Source organism: Streptomyces sp. 11-1-2 (assembly GCF_003595545.1).
Lineage (GTDB): Bacteria > Actinomycetota > Actinomycetes > Streptomycetales > Streptomycetaceae > Streptomyces > Streptomyces hygroscopicus_B.
The window spans coordinates 10362692-10376897 of the sequence record NZ_CP022545.1 but is presented as its reverse complement, the minus strand read 5'-3'; the positions used below and the strand labels follow the sequence as shown (position 1 = coordinate 10376897).

Here is a 14206-nt window from a genome sequence, read left to right as displayed (position 1 = left end):
TGCCTTGGCGGAAGTCAGCTCCCGCCGCCCCCGTGGAGAGCGGCCGCGTGCGGCCGAGCCCCCGTCGCATCCCCGCTGTCCAGTATGGCCGCGTTTCTGCGCAGTTTGTAGGGCGAGGGGCGGCTGCCCGGTCCGAGCCGCTCGACCGCCCGCATGATGTGCTTCGGCGGCAGCTGCCAGCGGGCCGTGGGCGGGATGCAGCGCAGCGCCCTGCCCATCGCCCGCAATCGGCGGGTGACCACGGGGGGCGGGGGTGCGGGGCGCCCGTACAGTTCGTGGGCGTACGGGGGCAGGGACCCGTAGGCGAGCGCGGCGAAGCGCCCCCAGATCGCCTCACGCGCCGGGACGAGCAGGGCATGGACTGGGGGCCGCCGCAGAAAGGCGTCCACCTCGCGGGCCTCGGGGGTGTTGGCGAGTTGGGGGCGCACCTTCGCGAAGTACGCGGCGAGCGCCGCCGTATCGGCCGGTACGTCGGCGGGGTCGAGGCCGACCAGCCGGGCGGACACCACGTTCTCGGCGACATAGGCGTCCGCCTGGGCGTCGGTGAGCGGATAGCCCGAGCGCCGCATCACATGGAGGTACGAGTCGATCTCGGCGCAGTGCACCCACAGCAGCAGCTCGGGCTCGTCGACGCCGTACCGGACGCCGGTGCCGGGGTCGGTGAGGGAGAGCCTGCGGTGAATGCCCCGGACCTTGGCGCCCGCCCGCTCGGCGGCCTCGGTGGTGCCGTAGGTGATGGTGGCGACGAACCGCGCGGTGCGCAGCAGTCTCCCCCAGGCGTCCTTGCGGAAGTCGGAGTTCTGGGTGACGCCGCGCACCGCGAGCGGATGCAGGGCCTGGAGGTACAGGGCGCGCACCCCCGCGATCCACATCACCGGGTCGCCGTGCATCTGCCAGGTGACCGACCTGGGGCCGTAGAGCCCCGGGTCGGCGTCCGATCCGCCCTGCCGTATGGCCGCCGCCATGGCCACCACCTCCCGACGGCCAGCCTAGGCGGCACCGGACCCCTGGGCGGGACCCCCTGAAGGGCTCACTTCTTCAGAGGCTGGGTGAAGCGCAACATGTTGCCGGAGGGGTCGCGGAACGCGCAGTCGCGGACGCCGTAAGGCTGGTCCAGGGGCTCCTGCAGCACCTCGCCGCCCGCGGCGCTGACGCGCTCGAAGGTGGCGTCGCAGTCGTCCGTCGCGAAGATGACACCGCGCAACAGGCCCTTGGCCATCAGCTCCGCCATGACCTGTCTGTCGTCGGGCGAGGCGTTGGGGTCGGCCAGCGGCGGTTCCAGGACGATGTTCACGTCCGGCTGCGAGGGCGCCCCGACGGTCACCCAGCGCATTCCCTCGAACCCGACGTCGTTGCGGACCTCGAGGCCGAGGGCATCGCGGTAGAAGGCGAGCGCCTTGTCGTGGTCGTCGACGGCGATGAAGCAACTGGAAAGTGTGATGTCCATGGGACTCACGCTACGGCCGGGCGGCGGGGCTCGCTTCTCCGTTCCTGACCGGTCGCGTGTGGATCTTGGCCATGCAGGCCGGGATGGCGGCGCCATGGTCATGGCTCCGGGCCCGGTAGCTGCTCGGGCTCTCGCCGACCAGCTGTGTGAAGCGCGAGCTGAACGACCCGAGCGACGTACAGCCGACCGCTATGCAGACCTCGGTCACCGTAAGGTCGCCGCGCCGCAGCAGCGCCTTGGCCCGCTCGATGCGGCGGGTCATCAGGTAGCTGTACGGCGTCTCGCCGAAGGCGGCGCGGAAGCTGCGGGAGAAATGGCCCGGCGACATCAGGGCGCCCTGCGCCAGCGCCGGGACGTCGAGCGGCTCGGCGTAGTCGCGGTCCATCCGGTCGCGGGCCCGCCGCAGCCGGACGAGGTCATCGAGATCCTGCCGTTTCACCGGCTCAGTTTCCCACAGCGCCGGGGGCCGGGGATGAGGAGCGACCGGCCGGGAGAAACGGCCGCCCGGACCGGTCAGGAATGGAGAAGCCCCGGTCACGCGGGCGCGGCTAGTTTCATCGCCATGGACCTCACCATTCACTGGACCTTCCTCCCGCATGACGACCCGGAGGCCTCACTGGCCTTCTACCGCGACACCCTCGGCTTCGAGATCCGCAAGGACGTCGGCTACGACGGGATGCGCTGGATCACGGTCGGCCCCGCCGGGCAGCCCGGAACCTCCATCGTCCTGGAGCCCCCGGCCCTCGGCCCCGGTATCACCGACGACGAGCGCCGCACCGTCGTCGAGATGATGGCCAAGGGCAGCTACGCCCGCATCACCCTGGCCACCACCGACCTCGACGGCGTCTTCGCGCGGGTGCGGACCGGCGGCGCCGAGGTCGTCCAGGAGCCGACCGAGCAGCCGTACGGGATCCGCGACTGCGCCTTCCGCGATCCCGCGGGCAACCTGATCCGCATCAACGAGCTGCGCTGAGCCGTCCGGCCCCGGCAGCCACGGCCTGCGAACCGGACGTATTGTTCGAACCTGGTCAGATCGAGCCAGGCGACACCGCTGGATACCGCGAAGGCGGCCCCGCCCGAACCAGATGGAGACACGATGAGCATGGCCACGGACACGGACCAGCGGTCGCCTGTGCCCCACGCCGCCGACAGCCACGATCTGATCCGGGTGCACGGCGCGCGCGAGAACAACCTCAAGGACGTCAGCATCGAGATCCCGAAGCGCCGGCTGACGGTGTTCACCGGCGTCTCCGGCTCGGGCAAGAGCTCACTGGTGTTCACCACGATCGCCGCGGAGTCGCAGCGGCTGATCAACGAGACCTACAGCACCTTCGTGCAGGGCTTCATGCCGACACTGGCCCGGCCCGAGGTGGACGTACTCGACGGGCTGACCGGCGCGATCATCGTCGACCAGCAGCGGATGGGGTCCGACCCCCGCTCCACCGTCGGCACCGCCACCGACGCCAACGCGATGCTGCGCATCCTCTTCAGCCGGCTCGGCGAGCCGCACATCGGCCCGCCCGGCGCGTTCTCCTTCAATGTGGCCTCGGTCTCGGCGAGCGGTGGGTTCACGGTCGACCGCGGTGCCGAGAAGAGCAAGACCGAGAAGGTGAGCTTCAGCCGCACCGGCGGCATGTGCACACACTGCGAGGGCCGGGGCTCGGTCTCCGACATCGACCTCACCCAGCTGTACGACGACTCCAAGTCGCTCGCCGAGGACCCGTTCACCATCCCCACCTACACCGGTGGCGGCTGGGTCGTGCGGGTCATCACCGAGTCGGGCTTCTTCGACAAGGACAAGCCGATCCGGGAGTACACCAAGAAGGAGCGGCACGACTTCCTCTACCGCGAGCCCACCAAGGTGAAGATCAACGGGGTCAACCTCACCTACGAAGGGCTGATCCCGAAGATCCAGAAGTCGTTCCTCGCCAAGGACCGCGAGTCGATGCAGCCCCATATCCGGGCGTTCGTGGACCGGGCGGTCACCTTCGCCGAGTGTTCCGAATGCGGCGGCAGCAGGCTCAGCGAGCTGGCCCGCTCCTCCCGGATCGGCAAGATCAACATCGCCGACGCGTGCGCGATGGAGATCCGCGACCTGGCCGAATGGGTCCGCGGACTGGACGAGCCATCGGTGGCGCCGCTGCTCGCCAAGGTGCGACACACCCTCGACTCGTTCGTGGAGATCGGCCTCGGCTACCTCTCGCTCGACCGCGCCTCGGGCACGCTCTCCGGCGGCGAGGCCCAGCGCATCAAGATGATCCGCCACCTCGGCTCCTCGCTCACCGATGTCACCTACGTCTTCGACGAGCCCACCATCGGCCTGCACCCGCATGACATCCAGCGGATGAACGACCTGCTGCTGCGGCTGCGGGACAAGGGCAACACGGTGCTCGTGGTGGAGCACAAGCCGGAGACGATCGCCATCGCCGACCATGTCGTGGACCTCGGCCCGGGCGCCGGCACGGCGGGCGGCACCGTCTGCTTCGAGGGCACCGTCGAGGGGCTGCGGGCGAGCGAGACCGTCACCGGCCGCCATCTCGACGACCGGGCCGGGCTCAAGGAGACGGTCCGCAAGGCCAACGGCACCCTGGAGATCCGTGGCGCGACGGCGAACAACCTGCGGAACGTCGACGTCGACATCCCGCTCGGCGTGCTCTGCGTCGTCACCGGCGTCGCCGGCTCCGGCAAGAGCTCACTCCTCCACGGTTCCATTCCGGCCCCGGAGGGTGTGGTCTCGGTGGACCAGACCCCGATCCGCGGCTCGCGCCGGAGCAACCCGGCGACGTACACCGGACTGCTCGACCCGATCCGCAAGGCGTTCGCGAAGGTCAACGGCGTCAAGCCGGCGATGTTCAGCGCCAACTCCGAGGGCGCCTGCCCCACCTGCAACGGCGCCGGCGTGATCTACACCGACCTGGCGATCATGCAGAGCACCGCCACCACCTGCGAGGATTGCGAGGGCAAGCGGTTCGACGCATCGGTGCTGGAGTACCACCTCGGCGGCCGTGACATCAGCGAGGTGCTCGCGATGTCGGTGGCCGAGGCCGAGGAGTTCTTCGGCAGCGGCGAGGCACGCACACCGGCGGCCCACAAGATCCTCCAGCGGATGTCGGACGTCGGACTCGGCTACCTCACCCTCGGCCAGCCGCTCACCACGCTCTCCGGTGGCGAGCGGCAGCGGCTCAAGCTGGCCGTCCACATGGCCGACAAGGGCGGCGACCGCCAGGTCTTCGTACTCGACGAGCCGACCACCGGTCTGCACCTCGCCGACGTCGAGCAGCTGCTCGGCCTGCTCGACCGGCTCGTCGACTCCGGCAAGTCGGTCATCGTCATCGAGCACCACCAAGCGGTCATGGCACACGCCGACTGGATCATCGACCTCGGCCCCGGTGCCGGTCACGACGGTGGCCACATCGTCTTCGAGGGCACCCCCGCCGATCTCGTCGCCGAGCGCTCCACCCTCACCGGCGAACACCTCGCGGAGTACATCGGCGCCTGACCGAGGTGGCCGGCGTGTGCCACGAGGGCCGCCGGAGCCGCGGTGTCGGTGAAGTTCCGGGGCTGTCGGTCCGCTGCCGGTGGCTTGTCGGCGCGGGACCGGTGGTTTGTCGGCGGAGGGCCGGAGCCTTGCGGAGAGCCTGCCGGGTGTCCATCCGGATCAACCCGGACCGGGCGCCGCGGTACGGAGGGGAAGCCGGGTGTGGAACGCGGTGTCGCCCGGCACGCCGGCAAGCGTGACCGTGCCCCCGTGCGCCGCGATGACGGCCCGGACGATCGCCAGCCCCAGCCCGGTGCGGGGCGCCGGGCGCGTCGTCGTCCCCGTCGCCCGTCGGGGGCGTCGTCCCGCGCACCGGCCGGGCACACGTCCTCGGGCGGCACCTCCGGCACGTATACCGGCGACGTGAGCGACACCGCGTACGGACCGGTCCAGGTGGCCGTCACGCTCTCGCACGGCAGGATCACCGCCGGGCCGCGTCACGTCGAGCATGCCATGGGCACGGTGTTCTCCTTCGACCTCCGTGCCCCGGTCACCCGGCCCGTCCGCCGGGACCCGCACACCGACCAGCCCGCGACCGCCCTGCTCTCGCTCACCCTGACCGGCCACCACCTCACCAGGACCGACGCCTACGCCACGGCCGCGTTCGCCATGGGCGCCGGAGCCCGTGACTGGGTCGAGGCGCTCGACGGCCACGAGGCGCTGGGGATCACCGCGGCGGGTGAGGTGTGGCGCACCCCGGGTCTTCCCGGGGCCACCGGGGCGAAGCCGTGATGGACGGCGTCCGGTCAGGATCTCTTGGCCGTCTCCTCGGACGCGGTGTCCATACGTCCTTGCGCACGCCCAGGCATCCCGACTCAGCCAGGGGCTGGGCCGGGCGCTGAGCGGGCGCGGGGTGGGCGCCCCGGGAAGAGCCGCCTCTGTACGCGCATGGCGACGTGCCCGAGGCCGGAGAGTGCACAGGCGATCGCGAGGTCGACGAGTGGTAGCGATTCGGTGCCCAACAGGGCGCGCAGGGGCGGCAGATAGATGCCCGCCGCTTGCAGGGCCAGGGCTGTGGCCACGGCCAGCAGCAGGAACGGATTGGCAAGGCTGCCCGGGCGGGCGCGGGAGCCCAGCGCGACGCCGAGTTGGGTGGCACCGAGGACCAGGAACATCATGGACTGCCAGGGGCGGCCGGTTTCCCGCGCCCAGACGCCCGCGACCAGAGTGACACCAGCGACGAAGGCCCCCATGGTCAGGATGCGGGGCCAGAGTCCGGCGCCCAGGACGCTCTCGTCGGGTGGGCGTGGCGGGTGGCGCATCACGTCCGGGGCCACGGGTTCGGCTCCGAGCGCCACGCCGGGGAGACCATGGGTGAGCAGGTTGATCCACAGGATCTGGGCAGGGAGCAGGGGCAGGGGCATGCCCAGGAACGGGCCCAGGAGCATGACCAGGATTTCCGCCGTTCCTCCGGCGAGGGCGTAGAGCAGGAACCGACGCACGTTGGCATAGACCCGGCGGCCTTCCTCGACGGCGGCGACGACGGTGGCCAGGTTGTCGTCGGCGAGCACGAGGTCAGCCGCTTGGCGGGCCACTTCGGTGCCGCGTTGCCCCATGGCCACGCCGATGTCCGCCCGGCGCAGCGCGGGGCCGTCGTTGACGCCGTCACCGGTCATCGCCACCACATGGCCCGAGGCGCGCCACGCCTGGACGATGTCGAGCTTCTGATCAGGCGTGGTCCGGGCGTAGACGCGCAGTGCGGTCAACTCGCCCGCGGTGCCTTGGCGGATCCGCGTCCCCGTGGTGACCTCGTCCTCCCGAGCGATGATGCCCGAACGCGCGGCCACCGCCCGTGCCGTGAGGGGGTGGTCGCCGGTGATGAGGACGGGGATGATGCCGGCGTGTTCGCACGCGGCGATGGTGGTCCGGGAGGTGTCTCGGGGTGGATCGAGGATGCCGACGAGGCCGAGCAGCGACAGCCCCGACTCCCGGACGTCGGGGCTCGGGGACCGTATCTCGTCGTGGTCGGCGGAGGCGACGGCGAGGACCCGGTATCCGTTCCGGGCCAGTTCCTCGGCCTGGGCGGCGGCCCGGGTCCGCGTCCCTGGGGGATCGGTGAGGACCGGCGGCCGGAGCATGACCTCGGGGGCTCCCTTGCATACGACCCGCAGTCCGCCGCCCGGTGCGTGGTGCACTGTCGTCATGCGCTTGCGTGCGCTGTCGAAAGGGATCTCGTCGACCCGTGGCAGTGCGCGTTCCAGCTCCGGCCGGTCCAGACCGAGCCTGGCTCCGGCCGCGAGCAGGGCGGCCTCCGTGGGGTCGCCCATCGCGCGCCACTGTCCGTCACCGTCCGCAGGAGGTTCCAGCGCGGCGTCGTTGCACAAGACCGCGGCGCGCAGCAGCGCGGCCAGATCGGGGGCGTCGCCCGCGGTCACCGTGCGGTCGTCGCGTGCGACGCGGCCCTCGGGTCCGTAGCCGATGCCGCTGACGGTGGCCTCGCCCTGGGGCGTCCACAGCCTCTCCGCGGCCATCCGGCCCTCGGTCAGGGTGCCGGTCTTGTCGGTGGCGAGCACCGTGACCGAACCCAGGGTCTCCACCGCGGGCAGCCGGCGGACGATGGCGTGCCGCTCCGCCATCCGCCGTGCCCCCAGGGCGAGGGCGAGGGTGATCACGGCGGGCAGGGACTCGGGTACGGCAGCCACGGCGAGACTGATCGCGGTCACGACCATCAGCTCGACCGGCTGCCCGCGTGCCAGCCCCAAGGCGAGCACCACCGCGCACAGTGCCACGGTGACGGCCGCCAGCACCCGGCCGAACCGGGCCAGTCGTCGCTGCAACGGGGTCAGCCCGGGCGCGGTGCCCATCAGCGCGGCGATCCGGCCGAGCGCACTGTCCGACCCTGTACCGGTGACCTCGACACGTCCGCGGCCGCGGACAACCACCGTGCCCGCAGACACCGTGGAGAGCGACCGGTCCGCGCCGAGGGTCTTCTCCACCGGGACGGACTCGCCCGTCAGCGCCGACTCGTCGACCAGAAGCAGGGCCGCGTCGAGGATCTCACCGTCGGCGGGCACGATGTCCCCCTCGCCCAACAGGATCAGGTCTCCCGGCACCACGTCGGCGGCCGGTACGGAAGACTCCGCGCCGTCGCGCACCACCCGGGCGGCGGGCGCGCTCAGGGCCGTCAGTGCGGCCACGGCCCGTTCCGCCCGTACCTCCTGGACGATGCCGACCACGGTGTTCACCGTGATGACGAGCAGGATCACGGCACTGTCCGGGAGATCTCCGGTGGCCAGGGTCAGCGCGGCGGCCACGAGCAGCACCACGATCAGCGGGTCGCGCAGCTGCTGGAGCACATGGCGCCACACCGGGGTGCGCCGCTCCTGAGCGACGACGTTGGCCCCGTACTCCCCCAGCCGCCGCGCCGCCTCCTCCCTAGACAGCCCCGCCGTCACCAGGGGTCGTCCTCCGCTACGAGCAGCACCGCGAATACCTTGTGCTCGGGCGCCCAGGTCTGCGGATGGTGAGCTGTCGTGGTCTGCGCGTGGGGCGGGTTCCCTGGCCGCCCTCGCCGGGCGGCCAGGGCCCGCGAGGAGCCAAGGCTCTCGGCTGGGCGAAGGGTCGGCATGCCTTCATCGTGTGGCCGATGTTCCCGGATCGCATCCGGCGCCTGCGGGACCGGCGGGGAGAACCAAGCAGACCGACCACTCCGCCATCAGAACTGAGCGGTTCAACCAGGAAGCGGGGCGGTGTGTCCGTGGTCACGGGGTACCCACATGCGGACGAGCCGACCGCAGGAAAGGCGGTGGGGAAGATGGCGCTTCCGCTGGTCGTGGGTGTCGATGGATCGGAGTCCAGCCTTCAGGCCGTGGACTGGGCCGTGGACGAGGCGGCACGCCATGGGCTGCCCTTGCATCTGGTCCATGCTTCCCGATGGGAGCGGTACGAGGAACGTCTCCCCTCGTTCGGCACCGACCGCCCCTCGGGGGAGATAACGGCCGAGAACATCGTCGCCTCCTGCGCGGAACGCGCGACGTTGCTCCACCCTGATGTGAAGGTGTCCGCCGAGGTCCTGCCCGAAGACACCGTGACGGCGCTGCTGGAGCAGAGCCGTGAGGCGTTCGCCGTGGTCACAGGGCCCCGTGGCAGAGGTGCGCTCGCGGAGACGCTGCTGGGGTCGGTCAGTCTGGCGGTGGCGGCACGTGCTGTCTCCCCGGTGGTCGTGGTCCGTGGTGGGGAGAGCAACCGCGCGGGCGCCCTCGGGCGCGTGATTCTCGCGGTCGGCGACCTGGTGGAGGGGTCGGTGGCCATCCGGTTCGCCTTCCGTGAGGCGCGGGCGCGGGACGCCGCACTGCACGCCGTACGCTCCTGGCGGCGCCCCGCGCACCCCCATGCGGGCCAGTCGCTGCTCGAGCGTGAGGCGACCGGCCTGATCTACGAGGAGCAGGCGGCGGGCGTCCTCAGCGAGGTGCTGGATCAGGTCGAGCGCGAGCACGATGACATCGCGGTCCACCGCGAAGTCATCGAGGGGCCGGCGCACCGGGTGCTGCTGGACGTGTCGGAGCAGGCCGATCTGCTGGTGGTCGGCGCCCTCCAGCGGCGTGACCACACGGGTATGCAGCTCGGCCGGGTCAGCCACGCCGTACTCCACCGCTCCGCATGCCCGGTCGTGATTGTCCCGCAGCAGGTGTGACCGCGCACAGCACGGGGCGTGCGTGCTCAGGATCGCCACCGCCGGGCGGCGCGCAGCCGCCGCAAGTAGGGGTCGTGCGCGTGGCGTGGCAGGATGCGCAGCCGGACGTCCAGGGCGACGGCTCCGTCGGGTCTGGCCACCACCGGGTTGAGGTCGGTCTCGGCGAGCTGGGGCAGGTCGCAGGCCATCCGGGACAGCCTCAGCAGCAGTTGCTCCAGCCCCTCCAGGTCCACCGGCCCGCCGCCCCGGTAGCCGAAGAGCAGCGGGGCGCAGCGCGGGGCGGTGAGGAGGCTGTGCGCATCGCGGTCGGTGAGCGGGGCGAGCCTGGCGGCGTGGTCGGCGAGGAGTTCGGTGGCGGTGCCGCCGAGACCGAAGAGCACCAGAGGGCCGAACACCTCGTCCTGGATGACACCCGCGAACAGCTCCACGCCGCGGCGGGCCATGGGCTGGAGGAACACACCGGCCATCCGGTCCCCGAAGTGCGCCCGCAGGTCGCGGTAGGCGTGGCGTACCTGGCCCGGTCCCTCCAGGTCGAGCCGCAGCGCTCCCTGGTCGCTCTTGTGCACCAGTCCTGGCCAGTACGCCTTGATGGCCACCCGGTCGCGCTCGTCTGCCACCAGGTGCCGTGCGGCGGCCACGGCGGTGTCCTCGTCCTCGGCCCAGGCCCAGGGCAGCTGGGGGATGCGATAGCAATCGAGCAGCGCGGCGCAGTCACGGGGGTCGGGCCAGCCCCCGTCGGGGTGACGGGTGAGGAAGTCCTCCACGAGGGCCGTTGCACCGGCGGGGTCGATGCCCGACAGCGGTGGCAGGGTGCCCGGTGGTTCGGCTCGCCAGCGCGCGTAGCGGGCGGCATGGGCCAGTGCGCGCGCCGCCGACTGCGGCTCGGCATAGGCGGGTACGGGGCGGTCGTCGGCGCTTGCGAGGAGCCGTACGGGGGCCTCCTGGTCGAGGAGGACCGCGGCCACCGGCCGGGGCCGCTGTCCCGGTGCGTCGGTGAGGGCCAGCAGCGGGTCGTCCCGCGTTCCGGTGGCGAGCGCGGTGGGCACGAGCACCACCAGCACGGCGTCCACGGTTCCGTGCGCCGCCAGCCGGTCCACGCAGGAGCGCATCCGGTCGGCGGTGACGGCGGCCGTGGTGTCCACGGGGTTACTGGTGGCAGCGCCGGGCGGCAGGACCGCCCGCAGTTCACCGGCCAGGCCGACGTCCAAGGCGGGGACGGTGAGTCCCGCGTCGGCGCAGGCGTCGGCGGCGAGCACACCGGCGCCTCCCGCGTTGCTCACCACCGCGACCCGGATGCCCGTGGGCAGCGGCTGGGCGTGCAACAGGGCCGTGGTGTCGACCAGTTCGGCGATACTCCGGGTGGCGATGATTCCCGCCTGGGTGAACAGGGCACCGCGGGTCATGGTGGGGGTGGCCGCGGCGGCGGTGTGCGAGGCGGCGGCCCGCCGTCCGGCTTCCGAGCGGCCCGCGTCCACGGTGAGCACGGGCATGGTGCGGGCGACGCGGCGCGCGGTGCGCGAGAAGGCCCGGGGATTACCGAAGGACTCCAGGTGGAGTACGGCGAGCCGGGTGCCGGGGTCCGCCTCCCACCACTGGAGCATGTCGTTGCCGCTGACGTCGTACTTGTCGCCGAGCGAGACGAAGCTGGAAACGCCGACGCCGAGACGGCCGAACCGTTCGAGCAGCGCGATGCCGACGCCCCCGGACTGCACGGCGACCCCCGCGCACCCTGGCAGCGGAGGATGCGCGGCGAACGTGGCGTTCAGGCTCGCCTCGTCTGCCGTGTCGGCGATGCCCAGGCAGTTGGGGCCCACCAGCCGCATCCCGTGGCGTCGGCAGCAGGTGAACAGCGCCTCCGCCTGGCCGGTGTCGAGCCCCGCCGTCAGGACGACCAGCGCCCGCACACCCGCCGTGCCGCACTGCCCGGCGACGTTGGGCACCACGGGTGCCGGTACGGCGAGCACGACGAGATCCGGTACGAGCGGGAGGGCCGCCACGGAGGGGAACGCCGGTGTCCCCTCGATGACCCGGGCGTGCGGGTTGACCGCGTACAGCGCCCCGGTGAAACCACCTGCCCGCAGGTTTCTCAGCACCGCCCGCCCGACCGATCCTGGCCGCCGGCCCGCCCCCGCGACGGCCACCGAGCGTGGTCGCAGCAGTGGCCGCAGGCTGGCCACATCGGCGATCCGGCCCCGTCGGTCCACCGCCGCCAGGTAGTGCTCGTCCTCCTCCAGGTGGACGGTGCAGCGGACGTCGGTGCCGTCGAAGTGGCGGGAGGTGCGCAGCCCCAGATCGGCGAAGACCTTCAGCACCTCGTGATTGTCTGCGAGCGCTTCGGCGGTGAAGCCGGAGATGCCCGCCTCCCGGGCAGCGTGGACGAGGTGTTCGAGCAGCAGGGTGCCTATGCCTTGGCCGTGGCGGCCCTCGGCGACGGCCAGGGCGATGTCCGCGGACACCGGTTGGCCAGGGGCTGTGGGCAGCATGGTGTACTCGGCCACCCCGACCACCCGGCCGTCGGCCAAGGCGACGAGCGCACGGTAGCCACGGTGTCCCGGTGCGCAGATGCGCTCCGCCGCCTCCTGTGCGTAGCGCGGGTTGACGGCGAAGAAGCGCAGCCGCATGGCCTCGGGAGACATCTCCTGATGCATGCGCAGTACTTCGTCCCGGTCCTGTGGTCGCGCGGGGCGTATCTCGACGGTGCTGCCGTCGGCGAGCAGGGCGTGGACCGTATCGGGACGGTGCGTGGTGTCCGTCATCCGTGTCCCCTTGCGTCGGCCTTGTCCGTGTCGGGGGCCGGTCCATGGCCCGGCGCCAGGAGTGAGGCCGCATGGTCGGGCACGAAGGTCTGCAGGTCCTTGGGCGGCCGCCGGTAGCCGGTGGACGCGGGGCGGGACGGCAGGCGCAATTCCGGGAGCCTCACGTCGCCGTACGGCACGGTGGACAGCAGGTGGGCGATCATGTTGATCCGGGCGGCGCGCTTGTCGTCGCTGTCGACGACGTACCACGGGGCCTCGGGGATGTCGGTGCACGCGAACATCTCGTCCTTGGCGCGGGAGTACGCCTCCCAGCGAGTGACGGATTCCAGGTCCATCGCGGAGATCTTCCAGCGCCGCGTGGGGTCGCTCAGCCGCTGGTGGAACCGCTGTTCCTGCTCGGCGTCGCTCACGGAGAACCAGTACTTGCGCAGCAGGATCCCGTCCTCGACCAGCATCCGCTCGAAGACCGGGCACTGGCGGAGGAAGCGCTGGTGCTCCTCCTCGGTGCAAAAGCCCATGACGCGCTCGACGCCGGCCCGGTTGTACCAGCTGCGGTCGAAGAGCACGATCTCCCCCGCGGCGGGAAACTGCTCGGTATAGCGCTGGAAGTACCACTGGGTGCGTTCGCGGTCCGTGGGCACGGGCAGGGCCACGGTGCGTACGACGCGCGGGTTGAGGCGTGCGGTGACCCGTTTGATCGCGCCGCCCTTCCCAGCCGCGTCCCGTCCCTCGAAGACCACCACGACGCGCTGTCCCTCGGCCTGCACCCACTCCTGGAGCTTCACCAGTTCGATCTGCAGACGCCGCAGTTCCTCCTCGTACCGGGCACGCGGCAGCCGTCCTGGTCCGTCTTCGTCCTGCGGTGAGCGGCGTGCCATCGGTGCTCCCTTCCGGACCGGCTGAGCAGTGAAGTCATGGGTGAGGCACGACAGCGACGGGGCACGCGGCGTGGTGGAGGAGTGCGTGAGCGACATGGCCGAGGCGTGGGCCCACGGTGGGCCGGTTGATGGGGCGGCCGACCACCATCAGCCCGGCCTGCGACGCAGCTCCCAGCAGGACCTCCGCCGCGTGGCCGTGCTCGACCCGCTCGGTGACCGGGACGTCCGGATACTTCTCCCGCCACAGCTCGACGGCTTCTGCCAACCGTCCCCGATCCCGTTCGCCGGGCTCGGAGCTCCGCGTCTCGTCGTGAGGCGGCCGTGACGGCAGGCTGTAGGCGAACAGGGGCGCCGGCGCCCAAGCCCGTACCGCCCCCACCCCCACTCCGTGCGCCGCGGCGGAGGCGAAGGCGAACTCGATCGGCGCGGCAGACTCCGGTGGATCCTGGATGCCTACGACGACATCGCCGGTGTGAGACCCGGTTCGCTTCCCGTCATCCCTTCGCACCATCACAACGGGGTTCGTGGACAGCGCGAGTACCCGCAGGCCGACCGACCCGAGCAGAAAGCCACCCATGGCGCCGCGTCCGTGTGAGCCGAGCACCAGCATCTCGGAGGCCGCACCCTGGGCCGGCAGGGCCTCGACGGCCGTCTCGGGGAGCAGTTCGGTGGAGACCGGCACCTCCGGGTAGGTGGCCAGCACACGTGCCTTGGCATGCTCCAGGGCCTCCTGCGCCCAGAGCTTGCGCATCTCGGGTGCCTGCGCGGTACGGGCAGTCTGCGGCGGCAGCATCCAGGCGTGGATCAGCCGCAGCGGTGCACGACGGCACTGTGCCTCCCGCGCCGCCCAGTCGGTGGCGGCCAGGCTTTCGGGTGACCCGTCCAAGCCTGCGGTGATGGGGTGAACCATGTGGGATCTCCGTCGTCGGGAATGCGGATGGTCATCCGTCCCGC

11 protein-coding genes and 1 pseudogene are annotated in these 14206 nt (G+C 71.7%); 4 read left to right on the top strand and 8 right to left on the bottom strand.

Annotated elements, in window-relative coordinates; all coding sequences use genetic code 11:
* Positions 1-14: 14 nt before the first annotated feature.
* The 3 genes from CGL27_RS44470 to CGL27_RS44460 form a co-directional block, all read right to left on the bottom strand.
* Complete coding sequence (locus tag CGL27_RS44470; RefSeq protein ID WP_119993294.1) at positions 15-965, bottom strand: oxygenase MpaB family protein; 951 nt, start codon at positions 963-965, stop codon at positions 15-17.
* 65 nt (positions 966-1030) lie between these two features.
* The gene (locus CGL27_RS44465) at positions 1031-1447 is read right to left on the bottom strand and encodes a VOC family protein (RefSeq protein WP_119993292.1); all 417 of its coding nucleotides are present in this window, start codon (positions 1445-1447) and stop codon (positions 1031-1033) included.
* Positions 1448-1457: 10 nt separating this feature from the next.
* Positions 1458-1886, bottom strand: a complete 429-nt coding sequence (locus CGL27_RS44460; RefSeq protein WP_078645795.1) for a helix-turn-helix transcriptional regulator — start codon at positions 1884-1886, stop codon at positions 1458-1460.
* A gap of 123 nt (positions 1887-2009) precedes the next feature.
* On the opposite strand from CGL27_RS44460, the gene CGL27_RS44455 reads away from it, so the two are divergent.
* From CGL27_RS44455 to CGL27_RS44435, 3 genes and pseudogenes are all read left to right on the top strand, one after another.
* Positions 2010-2420: a VOC family protein gene (locus tag CGL27_RS44455; protein ID WP_119993290.1), complete on the top strand. Its 411-nt coding sequence runs from the start codon at positions 2010-2012 to the stop codon at positions 2418-2420.
* A 123-nt stretch (positions 2421-2543) separates the two neighbouring features.
* The gene (locus CGL27_RS44450) at positions 2544-4946 is read left to right on the top strand and encodes an excinuclease ABC subunit UvrA (protein ID WP_119993288.1); all 2403 of its coding nucleotides are present in this window, start codon (positions 2544-2546) and stop codon (positions 4944-4946) included.
* A gap of 549 nt (positions 4947-5495) precedes the next feature.
* A pseudogene (locus CGL27_RS44435) lies at positions 5496-5717 on the top strand (FAD:protein FMN transferase); the annotation flags it as partial.
* A gap of 83 nt (positions 5718-5800) precedes the next feature.
* Here CGL27_RS44435 and CGL27_RS44430 read toward each other — a convergent pair.
* Together CGL27_RS44430 and CGL27_RS50520 are read right to left on the bottom strand one after the other, a co-directional pair.
* Positions 5801-8380: a cation-translocating P-type ATPase gene (locus CGL27_RS44430; protein WP_205587849.1), complete on the bottom strand. Its 2580-nt coding sequence runs from the start codon at positions 8378-8380 to the stop codon at positions 5801-5803.
* On the bottom strand, positions 8377-8553 hold the full coding sequence (locus CGL27_RS50520; RefSeq protein WP_162953208.1) for a hypothetical protein: 177 nt from the start codon (positions 8551-8553) through the stop codon (positions 8377-8379). The genes CGL27_RS44430 and CGL27_RS50520 overlap by 4 nt, the downstream gene beginning before the upstream one ends.
* A gap of 186 nt (positions 8554-8739) precedes the next feature.
* On the opposite strand from CGL27_RS50520, the gene CGL27_RS44425 reads away from it, so the two are divergent.
* The gene (locus CGL27_RS44425) at positions 8740-9618 is read left to right on the top strand and encodes a universal stress protein (protein WP_119994854.1); all 879 of its coding nucleotides are present in this window, start codon (positions 8740-8742) and stop codon (positions 9616-9618) included.
* A 26-nt stretch (positions 9619-9644) separates the two neighbouring features.
* Here CGL27_RS44425 and CGL27_RS44420 read toward each other — a convergent pair whose 3' ends face one another.
* From CGL27_RS44420 to CGL27_RS44410, 3 genes are read right to left on the bottom strand one after another with little or no spacing between them, the layout of a single operon-like run.
* Positions 9645-12374: a bifunctional GNAT family N-acetyltransferase/acetate--CoA ligase family protein gene (locus CGL27_RS44420; RefSeq protein ID WP_119993287.1), complete on the bottom strand. Its 2730-nt coding sequence runs from the start codon at positions 12372-12374 to the stop codon at positions 9645-9647.
* The gene (ppk2, locus tag CGL27_RS44415; protein ID WP_119993285.1) at positions 12371-13252 is read right to left on the bottom strand and encodes a polyphosphate kinase 2; all 882 of its coding nucleotides are present in this window, start codon (positions 13250-13252) and stop codon (positions 12371-12373) included. Before ppk2 ends, CGL27_RS44420 begins: the two co-directional genes overlap by 4 nt.
* Positions 13253-13286: 34 nt before the next feature.
* The gene (locus tag CGL27_RS44410) at positions 13287-14162 is read right to left on the bottom strand and encodes a universal stress protein (RefSeq protein ID WP_119993283.1); all 876 of its coding nucleotides are present in this window, start codon (positions 14160-14162) and stop codon (positions 13287-13289) included.
* Positions 14163-14206 lie beyond the last annotated feature (44 nt).

What these genes read in the sequence shown, in the direction of transcription:
- CGL27_RS44470 (WP_119993294.1), bottom strand. Translation starts at nt 965, where the DNA reads ATGGCGGCGGCCATACGGCAGGGCGGATCGGACGCCGACCCGGGGCTC.
- CGL27_RS44465 (WP_119993292.1), bottom strand. Translation starts at nt 1,447, where the DNA reads ATGGACATCACACTTTCCAGTTGCTTCATCGCCGTCGACGACCACGAC.
- CGL27_RS44455 (WP_119993290.1), top strand. Translation starts at nt 2,010, where the DNA reads ATGGACCTCACCATTCACTGGACCTTCCTCCCGCATGACGACCCGGAG.
- CGL27_RS44450 (WP_119993288.1), top strand. Translation starts at nt 2,544, where the DNA reads ATGAGCATGGCCACGGACACGGACCAGCGGTCGCCTGTGCCCCACGCC.
- CGL27_RS50520 (WP_162953208.1), bottom strand. Translation starts at nt 8,553, where the DNA reads ATGCCGACCCTTCGCCCAGCCGAGAGCCTTGGCTCCTCGCGGGCCCTG.
- CGL27_RS44425 (WP_119994854.1), top strand. Translation starts at nt 8,740, where the DNA reads ATGGCGCTTCCGCTGGTCGTGGGTGTCGATGGATCGGAGTCCAGCCTT.
- CGL27_RS44420 (WP_119993287.1), bottom strand. Translation starts at nt 12,374, where the DNA reads ATGACGGACACCACGCACCGTCCCGATACGGTCCACGCCCTGCTCGCC.
- ppk2 (WP_119993285.1), bottom strand. Translation starts at nt 13,252, where the DNA reads ATGGCACGCCGCTCACCGCAGGACGAAGACGGACCAGGACGGCTGCCG.
- CGL27_RS44410 (WP_119993283.1), bottom strand. Translation starts at nt 14,162, where the DNA reads ATGGTTCACCCCATCACCGCAGGCTTGGACGGGTCACCCGAAAGCCTG.